Below are 20,641 nucleotides of genomic sequence, written 5' to 3'. Positions count from 1 at the left end.
GGTAATGGTTGAGTTTTATTCTTGTTCAGTGGGCGATCGCACTTCGGCGGCTTCCTGTAACATATCATTAACTGGTAAACTTTGGGAATCGGACAATCTCGGAGGTTCAGACTTACGCCGAAACCATCTGTCCAGATTGATTTTCCACGCACCATTAATCAAGCCCACCAATCCAGAAACCACGATTACCGCCAAGAGACTCCACAACAGACTAGCTACAGCCGGATGAATGCGATCGCCATTTTGAGGTATTCTGAACACTATGTCTCTCTCTACATAATTCGCAACCGCAGACACCACAATGCCTCCAGCCCCTAATCCAGTACCGAGTATTTGAATCGTTCTTTCTAGGGAGCGATCGATTTCTGCTTGTTCAATATCTACAATCCCCGCCACCAAATCCACCGCAATCTTAATCAAATCAGTGCCATGTTTGAAATAGCCTAAATCACCCTGAATTTGTTTTTGAAAATACGGAGAAGTTTTATCAATAAAAAACTTAAATGTTGTTAAATATTCGGTTGAGGCTTGCCATTTATAACAGATTTGATCCAGCTTTTCCTGATAATTGTAAACATGAATATTAATTGTATTATTAAAATTTTCCCGATATTCTAATAGTCTTTCATAATCAAAACTTTCTCGAAGTAACTGTTTGAGTGTGATTTTCAGAGAGGTTAAAGACTCATCTGTATTAACATCCGTTCCAGATTTCCGGCCCGCGAACCGTTTATCCTCTTACTGTAGGCATTAGCTAGGTTATTTTGAGTCATTGCCCAATCTTCAGGGAAATCCTCAAGGGTATAGACAGTTAAAGCTGCCTCAAAAAACTCGATCGCCCGTTCCAGATTTTCGGCCCGCGAACCGTTTATCCTGTTACTGTAGGCAACTGCTAGGTTATTTGGAGTTTGAGCAAACTTTTCGCTTCCCGGTTGCCGATTGTTTAAAACTATTTGATAACCAGTAATGGCAATTTCAATATTATTCGCTCTACTGCCACGGGGAAAGTTTTTAATATGAATACTCAAATTTTCAATTAGGGCGACAATGAACTCAATTGCTTCTGGATGTTCGGCAATTAAATTCTGGCCTACTTGCTTTAAAGTCTCGGCAAAACGGGCATTGAGGAGATGTTGCCGTTGTTTTAGTATCGGGTAAATTACTTTAATATCGCTATCGCTAGCTGCTTCTGCTTGCAATAATTCTCCAATAAATTTTGCATATTCTTGGGAATCTTCACCTTCGGAGTTGACTCGATCGCGGTTTTCATTCATAGGTTATAGTTAAAAGTTAATAGCGTTGGCATAATTGCTGTAGGCGCGGGTTCGCCAACCATCTTTAATACCCACAAACAATCCCCATAAACCCGCCCCCTCCCAACCCAAGAAATTCGATCGCTTGTTTCCAATTTTCCTACAAATGCGATCGGTCGTTTTCCGGTTTTCCCGAAAGTGCGATTCCCTACGGGATAGCTTCGCTTCACGGGAAATTGTCGTTGGGAGGGGGCGGGTTTATTTCAATTGTTGGTACTCATTAGAGATGGTTGGCGAACCCGCCCCTACACAATTAATGGTATGACAAACTAATAATTCGAGTGAATTTATTTTAGCCTAATTATGGCAAAAGGTGCTAGGGAGCGATCGACCGTTTTCCAATTCTCCAAATGGCGAGAAACCGGGTTTTTGCGAGAATTTTTGGTGAGAGGCGAAGATATCGGAAAAAACGCGGTTTCTGAGATGGTGCGTGGTGACGAGAAACCGGGTTTTTGCGAAGATATTTAATCGGAGGCGAAGATATCGGAAAAAACCCGGTTTCTGAGATTGTTAAAGCTGCATCACTTTAAGCATTAGCCAGCTTCTTTTGAATCATTGCCCAATATTCAGGGAAATCCTCACGGGTATATACTGTTAAAGCTGCTTCATAAAACGCTCTCGCCTTTTCGAGATTTTCATCCCGCGAACCGTTGATTCTGTCATTATAGGCATTACCTAGGTTATATTGAATCATTGCCCAATCTTCAGGAAACTGTTCGCGGGTACGAACAGTTAAAGCAGCCTCAAAAAATGCGATCGCGCGATCGATATTTTCCGCCCGCGAACCGTTGATTCTGTTGGCGTAAGCAGCAGCTAGGTTATTTTGAGCCCTAGCCCAATCTTCCGGGAAAGCCTCAAGGGTATAGACTGTTAAAACAGCGCCATAAAGGGCGATCGCCATTTCCACATTTTCGGCCCGCGAGCCCTTTATTCTGGTAATGTAGGCAGCAGCTAAGTTGTTTTGAGTTTGAGCAAACTTTTCGCTTCCGGGTTGCCGATTATTTAAAACAACTTGATAAGCAGCAAGGGCAATTTCAATATTATCCGCTCTATTCCCACCGGAAAAATTACTAATATTAATGCTCAAGTCTTCAACGAGGCTGACAATTGAATCAATAGTTTTTGCATTTTCCCCACCAACTAACCTCTCGACTACTTGCTCTAAAATATCCGAAAAACGAGCATTTAGGAGATGTTTTCGTTCAGCTAGCATGGAGTGAATTACTGCTGTATTGCTATTGCTATCATCTTCTGCTGCTTGCAATAATTCTAGAATAAAGTTTGCATACTCTTGGGGATTTTCACCTTCGGAGTTATCGCCCTCGTTGATATCGATTAATTGTGCTAGCTGAGCGATCAGATTCCGCAGGAAATTAGCGCCGTTTTGTCCTCCTTGCTGTGCCATTTTTTCTGCTACCAACTCGCAAGTTTCCAGAAAGTAGACATCCAACAATTCTGAGTTATCTTGTAATATCTGCGGTTCTTCGCCGTTGGGGCAATTCAGCAGGGTGTGAATTAGTTCTAGGTAGGCTTGGGCGCGGCTTTCTTCCATTATGGGGAGTTGTGAATAATATCGGGTTTATTGTAGCATGGTTGTGGGTTTTGGGGCTTGTTGTACGAGATGCAGACGGCGGTTGAAACCGCGTCTACACAAACGATGTCCATGCCAAGCAGACTGAAGACAAGACGGCGTTTTCCAACCGCCCAATCTTCAACCGCCCAGTTTTTTAATTCCTACACAATGCTACCTTGGGCATTAATCTATCCAAAATTTGCTCGATCGCAATTACTGTCCAATCAATATCAGCTTCTGTGGTTTCTCGTCCCAGAGTTAAGCGAATTCCACCAACTGCGCCGATTTCGTCATATCCCATTGCTAATAATATTGGACTGGGAGTTAGTTTTCCACTACTACAAGCAGAACCGGAACTAATGCCAATTCCTGCTAAATTTAGCTGCCGCACCAGAGTTTTGCCTGTGATTCGCCCTGTATCTCTCTTTTGGTAAGGGCGGGCGGAAGGGGAGACGATGCAAAAACTTACGTGGTGCGGCAGCCGACAATATCGATCGCCAGTTGGTACTAAACTGGGTACGTGGGATAATCGGTCAAAAAGTCGATCGCGCAATGCAATTAACCTCGGCGTTTCCACATCTATTTCCTGCAATGCTAACTCCGCCGCCACCCCAAAACCGACGATTGCCGGCAGCGCTTGCGTCCCGGAACGCAGTTTCAATTCTTGGTCACCGCCCCCCAACATTGGCACTAATTCTACTCCCGGACGCACGTAAAGCGCGCCTGCACCTTGCGGCCCGTAAAGTTTGTGACTGGAAACCGAAAGCAAGTCTACGGGCAGTTTCTGCACATCAATTTGCAGCTTGCCGGCAACTTGAACTGCATCGGTATGAAACATGATATTGCGATCGCGAGCAATTTGTCCTAATGCCTCGATTGGTTGCAGCGTGCCAACTTCGCTTTGTCCATAAATGATTGAAATTAAAACTGTATTCGATCGCAGGGACTCTTGCAAATCCAAAGGGTGAATGCGCCCAAATTTATCCACTGGTAGGCGCGTCACTTCCCATCCCAACTGTTCGAGTTGTCGCGCCGGTTCTGCTACTGCAGAGTGCTCTACGCTGGAAATAATAATATGCTGCGGCTTTGTATAAAGACGCGCAATTCCCATAATTGCCAAATTGTCCGCTTCAGTGCCGCCACTGGTAAAAATCATCGATTCCGGTAGCGCGTTAATCAAGCTAGCAACCTGCATTCTTGCTAATTCTAAAGCTGTCGCCGCCCTTTGTCCCCACTCGTGCAAGCTGGAAGGATTGCCCCACTGCTGAGTCAGGGCTTTTTGCATGGCTTGAATCGCTTCTGGGCGTGCGGGTGTTGTGGCGCTATAGTCGAGGTAAATTTGCATGATAAATAACTAATTAATGAATGTTGACTGTTGACTCTTGACTGCTGACTGTTGTGAGTGGCTACCAATAACGGATGACTAACTTCCTGGTTTACAGACGTTGTAGTCTTCGTGCGACAAAACTTTTTGGGGAATTAAGAAAGTGCCGCAATCTTCACAAAGCATTCTGTAGTTGCGAGTTACAGGAATACTGATTATCAAACGGTTATGACGCAGGCGTTTGCCGCCGAAATCTCTGTAATTCTTATTTTCGCCCAAAGCTGCTATAATTGCCCGGGCTTTAGTGACTACGTGGTCGGGCAGACCTCTGAGATCGATGATATCTCTAGCAAATGATGCTTCCCTCTCTTGTTTTTTGGTTTGTTTTTCTGCCAGCACTTCAACGTAATGCTGCTGCGCCACCAACTCTTGCGTGCAGCGATGGCACGCTTTACCATATCCTTTGTGACCGCACGGAAAAATTGTTTTTCTTTTAGCCATAAAGCAGCGGTATCGGGTTTGACCCACGCCCCTGAATGCTGCTACCCTACCAGTGATGCTTCCGGCATCGAGGCAGTTCTACAAGACGTAAAATCTATTCCCTTGCATAAATTTAATAGGTTGTAACTTTACTCGATCCAATAGCTTTGAACTGTGGTTCGGCTAATAACCTCTATTTTTTTTAAAATTTTGTGGCTGTATTGTATTATCATTTAGTCGGTTTCTGTTGTGCTGGGCTGGTGGCGCTCAATCTGGTGGGCTGCGGACAAACAAAGCAAGACGTGCAGAATTTACCTCTCAGCCTGGCTCCATTGCCTCAAGACCCCTTGTTGCAAGTATACTTCAATCAGTCGATCGCTTCGAGTTATACAGAGCCTTACCGCCAGCAAACTAGACCTGGAGATGATTTAGAAAAGTCGATCGCTGTTGCGATCGCCAGTGCTGGATCGACGGTAGATGTAGCGGTTCAGGAGTTTCGCTTGCCCAGTATTGCGAGGGTTTTGGCCGAGCGACAGCGATCGGGAATTAAAGTGAGATTAATTGTCGAACATATCTATAGTCGCCCTTGGAGCGATTTTACAGCTCACGAGTTAGCGAAATTACCCGAAAGAGAGCGCGATCGTTATACCGAATTTGTGCAACTTGCCGATCGCAATAAAGACGGTAAATTGAGTGCCGAGGAAATCAAGCAAAATGATGCTTTGGTAATTGTCAAGGATGCGGGTATTCCGGTAATTGACGATACTGCTGACGGCAGTAAAGGCAGCGGTTTGATGCACCACAAATTTGTGGTAATTGACGGCAAAACCGTAATCGTCACTTCGGCTAATTTTACCACAAGCGATATACATGGCGATTTCAAGACACCAGCAAGTCGCGGCAATGCAAACAATTTGCTGAAAATTGAAAATGCTCAAGTAGCGCAACTATTTACTCAAGAATTTAACATCATGTGGGGTGACGGGCCCAAAGGCAAACCGGACAGCAAGTTTGGCATCAAAAAGCCGTTTCGTCAAGTGCAAAAAGTAAGAGTAGGGAATTCGACAGTTGGGGTGCAATTTTCGCCGACGGCTGCGACTTTGCCTTGGGAAAAAAGCGCCAACGGTTTGATAAATCGAACTTTGGGTAGTGCGAAAAAGTCGGTTAATTTGGCGCTGTTTGTATTTTCGGCTCAGCGGTTGTCAAATACTTTGGAAATTGAAGCTAGCCGGGGAGTTGCGGTGCGAGCTTTAATTGACTCTAATTTTATTTATCGCTCTTATAGTGAAGGGTTGGATATGATGGGGGCGACTTTGATGCAAGATTGCGGGTTAGAAACTGACAATCGCCCTTGGAGAAAGCCGCTGACTACGGTGGGAGTGCCGCTGTTACCAATGGGCGATCGCCTGCACCACAAATTCGGCGTTGTGGACGGCAAAACGGTGCTTACAGGTTCTCACAACTGGAGTGAGGCTGCAAATCACGGGAATGACGAGACGCTGCTGGCGATCGAGAGTCCCGTAGTTGCAGCCCATTTTGAGCGGGAGTTCGATCGGCTTTACAAAGGCGCCATCTTGGGAATTCCCGCCCGAATCAAACAGAGAATTGATGCTAAGAAAAAAGAGTGCGATTCACTACAAGCAGCATCAAAATCTGCGGCTGCCAAACCTCAAATTGCTGCTAAAAAGTTAGTTAATTTAAATACAGCCAGTCAGGAAGAATTAGAAACCTTGCCCGGGGTTGGTCCGAAGTTAGCCGAGAGAATTATTACAGCGCGGCAACAGCAACCTTTCACCTCTTTGGAGGATGCGGCACGGGTACAGGGAGTCGGGGACAAGATTTTAGATAGATGGCGCGATCGAGTAACTTGGTAGTTAAGTTCATACTCAGGACTTCATTCCTGGCTCTACAAATTCCGCAGTCAGGACTTCTGTTTTTCCTTTCGCAACTCAGCATCAAGGACTCAAATCTTCACTATAAAACTATCCGAGCGACTTTGACAACATATCTGCTCTCAAGTTAAAATAATAACTTGTTAACAAAAGGCTATCTATTTACATTAGAGGTAGAGAGATGAAACACGCCATATTTGTTACGGAAAGACCAAAAATCAAATTTCTAGCTATTTTCCTGGGGGCAATTTTTTTGACGCTAGCAGCTTTCACAGTCAGCGCTCAGCAGACTAACAACGCACAATTTAGGGTCAAAAACGAAAACACTTTTAATATTAATTTGATTCAATTTAAGCGCGTTGAATATGTAGGTACTTGTGCCGGTACTGTGATCACGCCTGATTCGCAAAGCGCTCGATTTGTCTCCAGCAAAACTCCTCCCGCCCCTAACAGGAGGGTGATGATTAAAAATGTGACTGATGGCATGGAAAGTAACCCCTATCCCTACACAGACAGAAGTTACAATAAAGGTGAGTTCTCCGAGGATTTTGGATTTAAGTTGGGTAACAGTCACAAAACAAGAACTTTTTCGGTTTTAGAGGGAGAAAATAACTTTCTCTATGAAATCAAAGAAAATGACCAAGTTATAGAACAAGGTTCGCTTACGGCTCAAGTTTCTATACAAAACTTAGGTACTTTTCCCCGTCAGCAAATTTGTGAACATAAGGTAGAATGTCGAAATAGTTATGATTGTCGCGACCGTAAAGGCAGAAAAAGAAGTTGCAGACGAGAGTGTTTTCCTGTTCAACAGTGTCGCTGTCCGTAATCACTTTCTGCCCTAAAATTATTTTTTTAATTAACAGCAGAAGACAAAGAGGAATAACAAACCAGAAACAAGATAAGTTATTTTCCAGGGAAGAGCGGCAACCACGGGGGATTGCCCCTCCAAAAAAATTGTTAGTTCAAGTAATGGGGTGAAAGTAAAATGCCGCTCCTAACACGATATATGTTGCTAAAAGCAGCACTCCTTCCAGCCAATTAGAGCGCCCGTCGATACTGATTAGATTGGCAATTGTCACTGCGATGGCAACTGCAACTACTTCAAAGGGATTGAAGTTTAAATCCATCGGCTGATGAATCACTAATCCGATAATTACCAACACCGGCGCTACCAGCAAAGCAACTAGCAAACTCGAACCCATTGCGACAGAAACTGACAAATCCATATTGTTTTTCATCGCAACTCCTACCGCAGTTACATATTCGGCCGCGCCACCAACAATCGGCAACAGAATTACCCCTGTAAACAGCGGCGTCAATCCCAATCCTTTGGTAGTTTCTTCGACAACACCAACGAAAATTTCTGATTCAAAAGCAACGGCAACAGTTGAGGCAACTAGCACTCCTATCCACAGCCACAAATTCGGTTTGTGCGTAGTAGATTCCTCTTTGGCATTTTGAGGATTTTCTGACTCTAGTTCGAGTAACCCAACCTCGTAAAGATAGCTGTGAGTTTTTAATGAAAATAGGAGAGTTAGAGCGTAAACTGCAATTAGGACGATCGCAGTTATTAAGGAAAGATTCTGAATGGCCGCAGGTTCGACTCCATTGGAGGTGTAAATTACCATTGTCGGCAGCAGAATTGCAATCACTGCTAGAGTCATTGTGGAACCGTTCACCCGCGCGATAATCGGTTTAAATTCTTGTTCTTTGTAGCGGATGCCTCCTAGCAGCATGGAAAATCCCATGACTAAGAGCAAGTTGCTGATAATTGTACCGGTTATGCTGGCTTTTACAATGTCAATTAAGCCAGCTTTCAGGGCAACTATTGCAATAATTAATTCCGTAGCATTGCCGAAGACGGCATTTAATAAGCCGCCTATGGAGGGGCCTGTAACGATCGCCACTTCTTCTGTTGCTGTACTCAACCAAATCGCCAGAGGTATAATGCCTAAAGCGGATGTGATGAAAACTGCCAGGGCACCCCAGTGCAAATACTCAGCGGCGATGGAAATGGGGATAAAAATTAACAGCGCTATGGAAAGAATCTTTTTGATTGACATAGGAACTCGGATGGTGTATTGAAGAGTGAGGTTTAGCTGTCGCGGCGCTCGTCAAGTTGATTTTACATGATTCAACTATCCTCTGACTCACCCAAATACGGATACAAGCCCCGGACTTAAGTTGTGGAGAGCAATCATGGTTTAGAAAAAAGTTTTAGCCCCCCGCAAACGGCTGTGGAGTTAATCTAAAATCTAAAATTTGAACGAGACTGACTGTTGTCTATCTGAGAAAAAGTGCGCCGTCATTCCGAATCCTTAAAGATGTTTTATCCAAACCTAAATCATTTGTCTCGTCTAATCTTACCTCTAGAGTTCCTTCGCCACCAGGTTTCAAACTGGGTTTCAATAATGCGCCATCTAGCCGCCTAAATACAATTGAGGCCGGTAGTGTCAATGCTGGCAGCGCGACTGTTGAATTTTCCGCTAAACTCTCGCGGTTAGTCTGTCCAACCACGTAAAAAAATAGTCTATCGTTGGTTTTATTCGTTAATCTAACATTGACTTTGCCATTAACTGGAACTATCTTGCCGTCAGGAACTCTTTCTGGTTCGTTAGTTGGGGATATTTCGCTAGCAAAACTCGCATAGTGGGTTAAAAAAGGCAAAAAGCTGTTGCCTGCTACGGCTAAGCTGACAGCCAGTAGACTTGGCAGCCAGGTTTTATCGATCGGTAACTTGCACATTTTTTTTATTGACTTTGCCGCGAAAAATTCTAATAAGCGATTTTACCTTATCCTGCTATTTTCTGACAAGTCCCCTAGGAAGTAAAGTCGAGCTTTTTATAGCTGACACATTAGCGGTAAAGATGAAATTTGAATATAATATGAAGTTATAAAAATATGGAAAATATAGATATTAGTATGTAGTATCCAGTTATCGAATAAAAGCAAGTTGATAAGTCGCCCCAATTAACTTTTGAATAGTACCGATTCTCTCAAAATGATGAAGAAGGAAGAAGCAAGTTCGGCGACAAAGCCGTCTAGGGAATTTAACGCCTCGAAGTTGAGGGAAGAAAAAAGATTTTGTCAACTTTCCCCCTCTCCTACTCTTCTCCTCCCGCAGCAGCTATTCAACCCAACGCACCCGAACAAAATGAGCTTCGCGTCCCCAGAAGTCGTGACTTACAGTAATATCAACAACACTCAAATTAAACGGAATAGCAGTTGTGACGTAACGCTGAGCCAGAGCTCCCACATCAGGAGCTAACTGAGCCGCCGCAGCCGCCGCTGCACCCAAACCTAAAAGTTGCAGAATGGGCCCCCGAGGCAGGGCTAAATTGATGCCAACAGCAAGTCCAGCCGTTAGCAGCATTGCCACCGACAAATTCGTGCCACAGCGGGGATGTACAGCTAAATCCCACTCTCCGCTTGCAATCCGCTGCAAAGCCTCGCGTACTGCCTGATGCAACTGTACAATGTTGACGTGGCCATAAAGATAAAACCCTTGGTCTGTGGACATCCCGCCCAATAACTCATTATCGGTTCTTGCTGTCGTCGCACCAATCGATTGGCCAAGTACCCAAACCGTAGCGTGTTCCAAAGCATGAACTTGTCGCAAAGCCAATATTTCCTTCAAGCCGGGCACAAAATTGAGTTGTCGCAACAAATCAGCATCTTGAGTCCGCTGCGGGGCAAAGTCGAAGGGAAACTGGCCAGTGCGGCCGGAAGCAGAAGCAGCAGTTGTCATATTAAAACGCCTCCATTAACTCCATTAAGTGGATATTTAACATTAGCAATTCGGTTGAGAAAAAGCCGAGCATAAATTATCAATAGTTGTGACTTTAAAATTTAGCAATGGCAGGTTGTGTGCAAAAATTATTAGCCTTCAACCTGCCCTTACTAACAGATAGCACTTATTCCCAATTTATTGCTCTAGTCGCTGGCCCTCACGGAATACTCCCGGAAGTCGCCGACCTCTGGTATCGATAATTGTGCCCTTACCGTGAGGCAATCCCTTGCGTAACTCTCCCTCATAGCGGATACCGTTGGAGAACGAACAGTTACCCCTACCATCAAGTTCTTGAGTATAGAACTGTCCCGAACACCGACTGCCGTCAGCGCGGGTGAACGCTCCCGTACCTAAAGGCTTGCCCCCTAAAAATTGACCCACAAAGCGATCGCCATTAGCAAAAATGAATTGCCCTTGTCCCGTGGGCACGCCTACTTTTTGATCGAGAGAAAACGACCCTATATAGCGATCGCCATTAGTAAAAATAGCTGTCCCGGAACTAACTTTGCCATCTCGGAATATGCCCTCCACGCGGGCGTCGTCCTTAAATATAAATTGTCCTCGACCATTTGGTTTGCCCAGACGGAACTGCCCCTCATAGCGATCGCCGTTGGAATATACGTATACCCCAGTGCCACTGGGCAAACCGTTAACGAACTGTCCGATGTAGCTATCACCGCTGTCATAATCGCACCTAACTCTACCTGTAGCGATAGCTGGCACGCAGCGACCGGTTTTAGCTTCTGTTCCTTGCGCCATTGAGGGCAAGGGATCAATCGCGTAACTACCAATTCCCAACACTGATGCAACTAATAAAGCGATTCCACTGAGCCAAGAACGGGAAATCATCAATCAACTTTCTCCTATGCGCTGTTAGATATTATCTTCTTCTGTCCTTTGTCTTTTGTCCCATTTGTTGTCAAAAGTTGGCTGAAAACCTCAATCATTTATCCTTTACGAAACTCCGGGCTTGCCGTTGCGAAATACCCCCGGAAAGCGCCTACCGCTAGCATCGATCATTGTCCCGACACCGTGAGGCACTCCCTTTCGCAATTCTCCTTCATAGCGCGTACCATTGGGGAAACTGCAGGAGACACTAGCGTCAAGTTCTTGATTGAAAAACCTGCCGGAACAGCGAGTGCCGTCTACCCGCACCAATACCCCCGGGCCAAAGGGCGAACCTGCAAAAAATTGTCCTTCGTAGCGATCGCCATTAGTATAAAAAAATTGACCCCGCCCTGAGGGTTGGCTGCTAATGGCATCAGTCTGAACGTTCCTGACGACTGCGAAGTTTCCGACATAGCGCTCGCCGTTGGCAAAAACGACTGTCCCAGATCTCATTGTGCCGTCTTGGAACACGCCTGTGTAGCGGGCATCATCTTTAAAAATGAATGTCCCTCTACCATTTGGCACTCCATTGCGAAATTGTCCTTCGTAGCGATCGCCATTAGCATACACGTAGACTCCGCTGCCATCGGGCAGGCCGTTGACGAAATTTCCCTCATAGTTATCGCCTCCCTCGTAATTGCATTTTACTCTTCCCGTAGGAGGGTTGCCTTGGCAGAAGGGAGAGCGTTTTCCTTCTTCGGGTTTTGGTTGAGCCATTGATGGCTGCGGAGTCAAGAGATTAGTGGCGCTGCCGATACAAGAAGCAACTAATATCACCATCCCTAATTTTTGAATTGAACCGAGCATGATCAATCTCCTTTAACTTCAATTACTAATAGGGATTTTCTAGAAGCTAATACTCAATGAAAAGTCCTCTCTTTTTTAATCCCTGTACTAATTTTACCTTCAGGTTCGAGATCTGCCCTAAATGCAAAAAGGCAAAAACTCTAATTTTTGCCTTTAGCATTTTTCCTGCTTTACTGTCAATTTTCAGCGTCGCGCTGAGCTATTCGGATTTGGGAGACGGCTAATAACTGCATTGGCTGGTTGTGATTGGCGATTTGCGGGTTTTTCGCCAACACCTTTGGCTACCTCAACGCCGTTTTCCTCCAGAATCACGATCGGATCTGCTCCTTGCTTGAGATCGACCCGCTTCACCAACACTTGCCCGTTAGACAGCCGCTGCCCGACTTTGACATATCGGCTGGTTGGTTCATTCGGTACTTTGACAATCACTTGCGTCTCGTTGCCGACTTTTACCACCCCGCTGACTTCAGTGCCTGTAGCGATGTCAGTAGAAGGCGGTGGCGGCGGTGGCGGAACTACTGGGATCACGGGAGGAGGCGGGGGATTTGGGTCTACCCACTGGGGCGGGCGCTTGTCTACTGGCAGTTCCGGCAGATCCGGCACTCCTATAGGCCTAGCTGCTATTGGCTGGGGCGGGCGCGGGGGACCCGCACGGCGAGGCTGGCGAGGCTGCGGATTCGGCGCACCTTGGGGTCTAACTGCTATTGGCCCAGTTGCAGGAGGACGGGTGCCAGTAACTCTTCTTGCCCTGGCATTGGGGTCTCTCCATTGGGGCGGGCGCTTGTCTACTGGAAGTTCAGGCAGATCCGGCACTCCTATGGGTCTAGCTGCAATGGGTTCGAGTCCCGGCGGGGATGTACGAGTACGACCTAACTGAGGAGCATCTAGCTCCGGAACTTGGGGCGGCAAGCCAATTTGCCCCCCGGTGCCTCCGGGTAAGGAACCATTTCTGCCACCGCCACCGCCATTTAACCGAGGAGGAGTTCCCCCTGGTGGAACTATGGGACGCGAGTCAATTTGCGCCCCATCACCTTCGGGAAGTAAATTTCCCGATCGACCTCGTAGTGGCTGAGTGCCCCCTCCACCGCCCGTGGGTGTCCTGGAGATAGTAACCGTCTGATTAGGCCTGTTAAGTGGGGGCGGAGCCAATAACTCGGGAAGCTCGGGTAGCACGGCTACTTCTCGCTGTGGCAGTTTGGGGAGTTCTGAGCTAATCCCACCCGCTCCGTTAGCTCCTGCAGGGATTTGTAATGCGATCGGCGGCAGCGGCCCAAAGGGGTCTAACTGAGAAGGATTCGCTGTCACAGGACCTTGGGGCACGGGCTGAAGCGGAAGTGTTGGATTCCTGTCCTTTTTGTTGCCGATATTTGTTTGAGCCTGTCTTGCTCGTTCCTCTGGGTTGGTCGATCGAATTAACCCTGGAGGCTGGGCGGCTACTATTGGAGACTGGAAAGTCTGAGCTGCTGGGGTGGGGCTGGCAGAGGCTGCCGGAGACGGAGAGGCTGCACTGGGACTGGGGCTGGGACTGGCTGTGTTGCTGCCCTCGCCACCGCAGCCTGCGATCGAGAAAGCTAGTAGTCCTATAGTCGCCAAATATAAAAGTTTGTACATTGCCGATCGCCCCTAACTGCTTAATTTCAAGATCTCCAACAAGGCTCTGCAATTACAGCCTGTTGCCGTTTATAAGTTTATCTGTGTTCGATGTTATGCGATCGCTTGAAAATTGCCAAGTTTTCCTCATGATCTCATCGGGCTCTTCGGGCGCTAGGTTTTGGGCGAGCAAGTTAGGATATCAATGGCGGTCGTTGTGGGAAATATTGAATCAATCAAGGTATTTAGATGATGGCAAAAGTGATTCTCAAGCGAATTTGGCGATCGGGCTTTGTTTTTGCGACCGTTTTGGTTGGTCTGGGATCGGTGGGGGGCGAGGTGCATTCTGATTCACGTCAGCCAGAAACACAGGTGATGACATTGGTGCCCGATATGAGTTCCCAGCCGCTCGTGAAGCGGAGCTATCCCGAAGGGAATCGCACTATAACGGGATCGGGATTCACCACTGGCAAATTGTACTCTCAGTTTTGGAACCCATCCAATCCTGGTGCCAAACCCCCAGCAAATCAACCGCCTAAGCCACGGGGGAATCCACAGGTATTTCAAGCTAAAATCAAGCGTCGCGCAGGCGGGACGCCGGTGATTGATGTGGTATTTAACGGCAACAAGACTTTTGAGATGATTCTCGATACCGGGGCGAGCGGCACTTTGATTTCTCAGCGGATGGCTACTGCGCTGGGAGTGAGGCCGGTGCGTACCGTGAGAGCGGGGATCGCTGACGGTAGCGTTGTCGAGTTCCCGATCGGTCTGGTGCGATCGATCCGGGTTGGGGGTGCTGTGATCCAAAATGTCGAAGTGGCGATCGCCAAACAAATGCCAATAGGTCTGCTCGGTCACGATTTCTTTGGCAATTACGATGTCAAAATTAAAAAAGATGTTGTAGAATTTTATGTTCGCTAAAAGTGAGCGGAGTCGGCAAGCGATTTTTGCTCAACTCGTGTCCTATAAAGTTATTCGCAGCCGACTCAAGGCTTTTAAATTTATTGGTTGAGGCGGTAGCAAAATGCAACCAAGTGTGGTATTGTTCTTAGTGTTTCAAGAGCCACCGACGGTTAAACTATCCGTGAAATCCGGCCAAAAAAGCACGGCTGCTGTTGGTGAGATCGGTAACAGTCTCCGACAACGATTCACAGTACAAGCCAAGGCAATCAATTAAACAATTCGCCAAGCCGATCGAAATAAGTTCCCAAAATGCTGTGGCTGAGGGAATATTGGTTGGCATTGTTCAGCCGGAGCGTAGAAAATATGTAAACTGATTAGCGGCAGATGTTCCGCAAAATCGGCCATCATGACGATCGAGAAATTAATTATTGTAAATAAGGTATTCACATGGCACAAGCGTCTGTATCTCCTGTAGTGCTGATTATTCTAGACGGCTGGGGTTATCGTGAAGAACAAGACGGAAATGCGATCGCCGCGGCAAAAACACCCGTGATGGACAGTCTCTGGGCCGCTTATCCCAGAACTCTGATTCACACCTCGGGTCGGGCGGTAGGGCTGCCAGACGGGCAAATGGGTAACTCAGAAGTGGGTCACTTGAATCTGGGCGCGGGCCGCGTGGTTCCTCAAGAGTTGGTGCGGATCTCGGATGCAGTGGAAGATGGTTCTTTGCTTAACAACCGGGCGCTGGTTGAGCTTTGCCAGAAAGTCCGCGCTACGGGCGGCAAGTTGCACCTGACTGGTCTTTGTTCTGAAGGTGGGGTTCATTCCCATCTCAGTCATATTAAGGGTTTGCTGCTATTAGCAAAAGCACAGGGAATTTCTGAGGTTTGCATTCACGCGATTACAGACGGTCGTGATACTACTCCGAAAGAGGGTGTCGAAGCTCTAGGCAAGATTGAAAGTTATATCGCAGAGGTAGGGGTCGGTCGGATTGCGACCATCAGCGGCCGCTACTACGCGATGGACAGGGACAAGCGCTGGGATCGGGTGCAGCGCGCTTACGAGGTGATGACGACTGAGGGTGCTCCTGACGGTCGATCGGCTGTGGATGTGTTGCAGGGCTCCTATGCTGAAGGAGTGACGGACGAGTTTGCTGTTCCGACTCGGATTTCTCCGGGGGCGGTGGCATCCGGGGATGGGGTAATTTTCTTTAATTTTCGCCCGGACAGGGCGAGAGAATTGACTCAGGCTTTTGTGGCACCGGATTTTAAAGGGTTTGAACGGAAGTTAATTGAGTCCCTGGCGTTTGCGACTTTTACTCAGTACGACCCGAAACTCTCGGTAATGGTGGCTTTTGAACCGCAGAATTTGAACAATATTCTGGGCGAGGTGATTTCTAAGCACGGTTTGCAGCAGTTGCGGACGGCGGAAACTGAAAAGTACGCTCATGTGACTTATTTTTTTAATGGGGGTCTGGAAGAGCCTTTTATCGGGGAACACCGGGAGTTGGTGCAGAGCCCGATGGTGGGGACTTACGATGAGGCGCCCCAGATGTCGGCGGACTTGGTGACGGATGGGGTGGTGACGGCTTTGGAAAAAGGCATCTATTCGTTTATGGTGATTAACTACGCTAACCCCGATATGGTTGGTCATACGGGGATGATGGATGCGACGATAATTGCGATCGAAACTGTGGATAAATGTTTGGGGCGGCTGTTGAGCGCCATTAGTAAAGCTGGGGGAACGGCAATTATTATTGCTGACCACGGAAATGCTGAGCAGATGTTTGACGAGGATGGGAATCCGTGGACGGCTCACACTACTAACCCGGTGCCGTTTATTCTGGTAGAAGGTGAAGGTCGGAAGATTCCGGGTCACGGAACGGATGTTCCTCTGAGGACGGATGGTTGTTTGGCGGATATTGCGCCGACGATTCTGGAGCTGTTGAGGTTGCCTCAGCCCCCGGAGATGACGGGACGCTCTATGATTCGATCGGCTGAGTTTGAAGTTCGTGCCAATCGCACTCCGGTGCGAGTCCGATTGTAGTAGGGACAAAGGCGCCGTGCATTGGTGTCAACTTAAGCTGTCATCGGCCCAGTCCTCCCGCCCATCCGGTAGTCCGCCAGGGAATGAATTCCCTGTCTAATAGCGAAAGTCCTCTCAAGAGGACTAATGAGTTTAAAAATTCGGCGTTGCTGAATTGGGGTAGGAAATTTGTAGGGGCAATCCCCCCGTGGTTGCCCCAGCGCTGACAGGGTAAGCACTTAGAATTACCCCATCAGGCAAAATCATACTTGGATTCAGCAGTAGCAAAAATTCTTCTTTTCAGTCCTCTTAAGAGGACTTTCGCTTTGAGGGAGGGAATTCATTCCCTGCCGGACTGCGGGTTTGACGTTAAGTTGACACCAGTGGGCTCGGGGAGTGTCTCTGCATAAATTGTGTGCGATCGACCGAATTTGATAGGATAATAAATTACCGATTACTAATTACCAATTACTCCAGATTATGAATATTGTTTCTGTGTTACAAGTTATCTGGTCTTTGTCTGCTTTAGGACTTGTGATTTTTGTGTTGCTGCACAGTCCTAAAGGCGATGGTATTGGAGGGATTGGCGGACAAGCTCAATTGTTTACCAGCGCCAAGAGTGCAGAAACGAGTCTGAACCGGATTACTTGGGGTCTGTCTATTGTTTTTATGGGTTTGACTGTGATTTTGAGTGCTGGTTGGTTGGCGCCTAAGTTATAAGATTTGGATTTTTAACCGCAGATAGCTCACGGGCGAGACGCCCGTGCCACATAAATAAATTATTGTGGGGTGGGCTTCTAGCCCGCCCTAAAAATGAAATTTAAGTGCAGTCAGAAAAATGCGGTTGTGGAAAGTGACAGTAAAACCTCGATTGCTGTCTGGTTTGGGATTGGCTTTATGTTGTTTTAGCTTCATAATTTTTACTCAGGTTAATACTCCGGCGGCGACTCTTTCTTCTCTCCCTAATAGTTTGCCGAATCCACAGGTTCACCCTTTGCCGCCAACGCTAGCGAATTGGCAAGATTCCACAAATAGTGGTGATTATTTTGACCAGGTTAAGCCACCGAATTTCGGTCATTTGTTGTGGTCTAAGTTTCCGATTCAGGTTTATGTTGAGCGTCCAGTTGATGCTAATAAGTCTGAAGAATGGGTGGCGGCTGTGTTGGATGTTGTCCGGGAATGGGGGGTTTATTTGCCTTTGGAAGTGGTGGATAGTTCGGAGGTGGCTGATATTAGGATTTTACGTCGGGCTCCGCCTTTGCGTCAAGGGGTTTTGCGATCGCGCTCTGGAGAGGCTACCTATGAATTGTACGCCCGTCGGGATGGGGATAAAACTGTGCTATCTCATCGGTTTTCGGTTTATTTGAATCCGAATCAAGTGGGTAAGTATATTCCGGCGACGGCGCGGCACGAGTTGGGCCACGCTTTGGGAATTTGGGGTCACAGTTTGATGGAAACTGATGTGCTTTATTTTTCTCAGGTGAGAAATCCTCCGCCTATTTCAGCGAGGGATGTTAATACTTTGAAGCGGGTTTACGAACAGCAGACTCGGTTAGGGTGGGAATTTCAGAGACTCGGCGATTGAAACCGCATCTCTCCAAATTAAGTTCGCTTACACGGACTAAAAAAACATAATAGTTAATAGGAAATATCAGAAAAATGAAAGATGAATGTTTTGGGATTGTGCCGATTTTTGGAAAGGAAGCTGATGCTTTGTTTTTGTTGATTCAACATCAAGCGGGACATTGGGCGTTTCCGAAAGGTCACGCGAACCCCGGGGAATCTCCTGCGGAAACTGCAAGGCGGGAATTTGAGGAGGAAACAGGTATATCGGATTTTGAAATGCTGGATGAGCCGAGTTTTACGGAACACTATTCTTTTGTGAAAGATGGGGAGCCGATTGAAAAAACTGTCACTTATTTTTTAGGTTTTGTCAATTCGATGGAAGTTGTTTTGCAAGAGGAGGAAGTTCAAAATTCTGCTTGGCTTTCTTTTGATGAAGCTGTTAAACGGATTACTTTTGATGCAAACCGCCTCATGTTTGGGGAAGTTAAGGCATATTTGGATGGCAGAAATTTAAGAGTCGGCGGTTGAAAGCGAGGCTATACAAAGGAAGTCACTCTGTAAGAGACTAAGAAAATTGAGGCAGGATTTGGTATAAGTCAATATGGTTCAGTTAAGCCCGATCCCCCCTAGCCAAGGGCGGGCACGGGGGCACCGCCCCTACGAAGGGGGGGACAAGAAATTACTCAAAGTCCCCCTTCTTAAGGGGGATTTAGGGGGATCTCCGGGGAATAAACAGTTTTAACCCAAGCGTATTGGGGTATAAGTTCTGATTGAAAAACCCGGTAACTTTTGCGATACCGGGTTTATTAAGTGTCAGATTCTGTGGGCGAATCCTGCCGCCAATCTGAGGTTATTTGTTCGTTTTCTGAGCTTCGGCGTGGTGTTGCAAGCGAGAAAAAACGTTGTAGGCGTCGGGGCCGGGAGTATCGTGTTCGCCAGAGCCGTCCATGGGGCCGTCAATGGCTTTCCAAGCAGGAATTCCGCCTTTTAGTTCGGCTACTTTTTGAAAGCCTGCTGCGCGGAGAAGATTGGCCGCTTCGGCGGTTTGTTGGTCGTTTTCGCCGTAGATGTAGATGTCGCGGATGGGTTCTAAACTCGATTGTGCTCTACCGACTAATTCGTCCATTGGCATCATTACCGCGCCGGTAATGTGGCTTTTGGTGAAGCTTTCAAAATCACGAGCGTCGATGATTGTGAGTCCGGGTTCGCCCCAATCTAAACGGGCTTTGAGGTCGTGGCTAGATGCTTGAGCTTTCAAACCAGGAGGGGTGGGAGTCAAATCTGGAAGTTTTTCTTTGATGTCGGAAATTTGGTCGGGAATATTTTTCATGGGTAAAAGGTTGTTCAATGTTTTGATTGCCATTGCAATGTAACAAGAGGTTTAGGTTGAATTCGTCTTTCTAAAGGCTGAACTTGGCATTGAACTAAAGTCGCATTTAAACTGGATTGCAGGTGGTTGACTAAGGTTGGGATCGCTAGATTTGTTGAGTTTGCTAGAGGAAAGCGGGCTGTGCTTCAGATTGTTCGATCGCATTTGCTGTGGAGAATTTGAAGTGCGATCGCTCGTTAGATTACGTATTCTATCAAACGATTTCCTTTTAGTCAATCACAATTATTTTGAAATGAAATTGGCCGAAGTTGCGTACAGCCTCGCGCGGGATTTTACGGAAAAGTGGAGAGGTTTGGCAGCAAGATTTATGATAAAATTTGATACTAAGAACAAGTATTTAAAGGTCTGAATATGTCTGAGAAAGATGAAATTCCGGTGTCTAACACTTTGACACCGGAAGAGCAAGCGGTGTGGGATGCAAAGGCAAAAGTTCGGGTACTGCTGAATTTGTGGGATTTGGGCGGCGGGAGGATGAAGGTGAAAAAGGGGGATTTGACTAAGCGGATTGTGCGGACTAATGAGACGAGTCAGAGATATGTGGAAGTGCTCGGCGAGTTGCAGGCGACTGGGGCGATCGAGTATTCGCTGGTAAATCGGGTGACGCTGGTGGAATTGAGCGCTAAGGGGAAAGAAGTTTTAGCGCAGGGGCTCAAAAGTCGGGATTCTTTGTTTGAGTTTGATGGTTCTCAAATTGGTACTCGGCTGGGAAATTCTTTGTTGAAGTGGATTCGACATCAGGATAGTGCGGCGAGTGTTGCTGTTGATAAGGGGAAGGCGGATGTAGGGACGATCGCATCCTATGACGATTTTAAGGCTGTGGCGATCGATGTGTATGACAGCTTGAACCGGGATTATAACTTAGACGATTTAGTGCCGATTTATCGGATGCGTCGGGCGATCGGCGAAATGGTAGGGCGATCGGAGTTCAATGAGTGGCTGTTGGAAATGCAGGCTCAAGATATTTTTCAGTTGATCGGCGGTGAGATGAAAGATATCACGCCTGATAAAGCTGAAGATTCGATCAAAACTGAACTTGGTGCAATTCGTTATTATGCCAAACGGCTAAATTCCTAAAATTTGCCTAAATCCTTTTGTAAATT

The 20,641-nt window shown here is 46.9% G+C and carries 21 protein-coding genes; 9 read left to right on the top strand and 12 right to left on the bottom strand.

The genetic code is table 11. From position 1 onward, the window contains the following. Positions 1 to 15: 15 nt before the first annotated feature. Complete coding sequence (locus tag QUA47_RS16730) at positions 16 to 420, bottom strand: hypothetical protein (RefSeq protein WP_333431575.1); 405 nt, start codon at positions 418 to 420, stop codon at positions 16 to 18. Between the two features lie 257 nt (positions 421 to 677). Beyond that, a complete protein-coding gene (locus QUA47_RS16725; RefSeq protein WP_333431574.1) occupies positions 678 to 1,274 on the bottom strand; it encodes a hypothetical protein in 597 nt (198 codons plus the stop codon). Positions 1,275 to 1,616: 342 nt separating this feature from the next. Here QUA47_RS16725 and QUA47_RS16720 point away from each other — a divergent pair, with 342 nt between their 5' ends. After that, entirely contained in the window at positions 1,617 to 1,781 is a 165-nt protein-coding gene (locus tag QUA47_RS16720; protein ID WP_333431573.1) for a hypothetical protein, read from the top strand. Positions 1,782 to 1,839: 58 nt separating this feature from the next. Here the strand turns inward: QUA47_RS16720 and QUA47_RS16715 are convergent, their stop codons facing one another. The 3 genes from QUA47_RS16715 to QUA47_RS16705 form a co-directional block, all read right to left on the bottom strand. Beyond that, complete coding sequence (locus QUA47_RS16715; protein ID WP_333431572.1) at positions 1,840 to 2,865, bottom strand: tetratricopeptide repeat protein; 1,026 nt, start codon at positions 2,863 to 2,865, stop codon at positions 1,840 to 1,842. A gap of 175 nt (positions 2,866 to 3,040) precedes the next feature. After that, positions 3,041 to 4,231, bottom strand: a complete 1,191-nt coding sequence (locus tag QUA47_RS16710; protein ID WP_333431571.1) for a cysteine desulfurase family protein — start codon at positions 4,229 to 4,231, stop codon at positions 3,041 to 3,043. 78 nt (positions 4,232 to 4,309) lie between these two features. After that, positions 4,310 to 4,711, bottom strand: coding sequence for a DUF7682 family zinc-binding protein (locus tag QUA47_RS16705; protein WP_006631653.1), 402 nt, complete (start codon positions 4,709 to 4,711; stop codon positions 4,310 to 4,312). Between the two features lie 191 nt (positions 4,712 to 4,902). On the opposite strand from QUA47_RS16705, the gene QUA47_RS16700 reads away from it, so the two are divergent. Continuing rightward, positions 4,903 to 6,564, top strand: coding sequence for a phospholipase D-like domain-containing protein (locus QUA47_RS16700; protein ID WP_333431570.1), 1,662 nt, complete (start codon positions 4,903 to 4,905; stop codon positions 6,562 to 6,564). 199 nt (positions 6,565 to 6,763) lie between these two features. Next, positions 6,764 to 7,408 carry a hypothetical protein gene (locus QUA47_RS16695; protein ID WP_333431569.1) on the top strand — a complete coding sequence of 215 codons (645 nt, stop codon included), beginning with the start codon at positions 6,764 to 6,766 and terminating at the stop codon, positions 7,406 to 7,408. A 136-nt stretch (positions 7,409 to 7,544) separates the two neighbouring features. Here QUA47_RS16695 and cax read toward each other — a convergent pair whose 3' ends face one another. The 6 genes from cax to QUA47_RS16665 all read right to left on the bottom strand — a co-directional run bounded on the left by cax (position 7,545) and on the right by QUA47_RS16665 (position 13,678). Further along, a complete protein-coding gene (gene cax, locus QUA47_RS16690; RefSeq protein ID WP_333217794.1) occupies positions 7,545 to 8,645 on the bottom strand; it encodes a calcium/proton exchanger in 1,101 nt (366 codons plus the stop codon). Between the two features lie 220 nt (positions 8,646 to 8,865). Then, positions 8,866 to 9,327 (bottom strand): hypothetical protein, encoded by a 462-nt coding sequence (locus QUA47_RS16685; RefSeq protein ID WP_333431568.1) that lies wholly within the window; start codon positions 9,325 to 9,327, stop codon positions 8,866 to 8,868. A 382-nt stretch (positions 9,328 to 9,709) separates the two neighbouring features. Then, positions 9,710 to 10,330 carry a DUF6391 domain-containing protein gene (locus QUA47_RS16680; protein WP_190659505.1) on the bottom strand — a complete coding sequence of 207 codons (621 nt, stop codon included), beginning with the start codon at positions 10,328 to 10,330 and terminating at the stop codon, positions 9,710 to 9,712. Between the two features lie 177 nt (positions 10,331 to 10,507). Further along, positions 10,508 to 11,221: an MORN repeat-containing protein gene (locus QUA47_RS16675; RefSeq protein ID WP_006631647.1), complete on the bottom strand. Its 714-nt coding sequence runs from the start codon at positions 11,219 to 11,221 to the stop codon at positions 10,508 to 10,510. Between the two features lie 105 nt (positions 11,222 to 11,326). After that, positions 11,327 to 12,067, bottom strand: a complete 741-nt coding sequence (locus QUA47_RS16670; RefSeq protein WP_333431567.1) for an MORN motif-containing protein — start codon at positions 12,065 to 12,067, stop codon at positions 11,327 to 11,329. 183 nt (positions 12,068 to 12,250) lie between these two features. After that, on the bottom strand, positions 12,251 to 13,678 hold the full coding sequence (locus tag QUA47_RS16665; RefSeq protein WP_333431566.1) for a hypothetical protein: 1,428 nt from the start codon (positions 13,676 to 13,678) through the stop codon (positions 12,251 to 12,253). 228 nt (positions 13,679 to 13,906) lie between these two features. Here QUA47_RS16665 and QUA47_RS16660 point away from each other — a divergent pair, with 228 nt between their 5' ends. The 5 genes from QUA47_RS16660 (at position 13,907) to QUA47_RS16640 (ending at position 18,679) form a co-directional block, all read left to right on the top strand. Next, complete coding sequence (locus tag QUA47_RS16660) at positions 13,907 to 14,578, top strand: retropepsin-like aspartic protease (protein WP_333431565.1); 672 nt, start codon at positions 13,907 to 13,909, stop codon at positions 14,576 to 14,578. Positions 14,579 to 15,007: 429 nt separating this feature from the next. Then, complete coding sequence (gene gpmI / locus QUA47_RS16655) at positions 15,008 to 16,606, top strand: 2,3-bisphosphoglycerate-independent phosphoglycerate mutase (RefSeq protein WP_333431564.1); 1,599 nt, start codon at positions 15,008 to 15,010, stop codon at positions 16,604 to 16,606. 459 nt (positions 16,607 to 17,065) lie between these two features. After that, on the top strand, positions 17,066 to 17,305 hold the full coding sequence (secG, locus tag QUA47_RS16650; RefSeq protein ID WP_190659521.1) for a preprotein translocase subunit SecG: 240 nt from the start codon (positions 17,066 to 17,068) through the stop codon (positions 17,303 to 17,305). Between the two features lie 118 nt (positions 17,306 to 17,423). After that, positions 17,424 to 18,170 (top strand): peptidase, encoded by a 747-nt coding sequence (locus tag QUA47_RS16645; protein WP_333285143.1) that lies wholly within the window; start codon positions 17,424 to 17,426, stop codon positions 18,168 to 18,170. Between the two features lie 74 nt (positions 18,171 to 18,244). Beyond that, the gene (locus QUA47_RS16640) at positions 18,245 to 18,679 is read left to right on the top strand and encodes an NUDIX domain-containing protein (RefSeq protein WP_333285141.1); all 435 of its coding nucleotides are present in this window, start codon (positions 18,245 to 18,247) and stop codon (positions 18,677 to 18,679) included. 322 nt (positions 18,680 to 19,001) lie between these two features. On the opposite strand, the gene QUA47_RS16635 is transcribed toward QUA47_RS16640, so the two are convergent. After that, on the bottom strand, positions 19,002 to 19,514 hold the full coding sequence (locus QUA47_RS16635; RefSeq protein WP_333285139.1) for a rhodanese-like domain-containing protein: 513 nt from the start codon (positions 19,512 to 19,514) through the stop codon (positions 19,002 to 19,004). Positions 19,515 to 19,892: 378 nt separating this feature from the next. Between QUA47_RS16635 and QUA47_RS16630 the strand changes: the two genes are divergently transcribed. Then, positions 19,893 to 20,615, top strand: a complete 723-nt coding sequence (locus QUA47_RS16630) for a hypothetical protein (protein ID WP_333431563.1) — start codon at positions 19,893 to 19,895, stop codon at positions 20,613 to 20,615. The last annotated feature ends 26 nt before the right edge of the window (positions 20,616 to 20,641 follow it).

Origin of the sequence: Microcoleus sp. MON2_D5 (assembly GCF_036701905.1) — a bacterium.
Classification (GTDB): domain Bacteria; phylum Cyanobacteriota; class Cyanobacteriia; order Cyanobacteriales; family Microcoleaceae; genus Microcoleus.
This window is presented reverse-complemented; position numbering and strand designations above follow the sequence as displayed.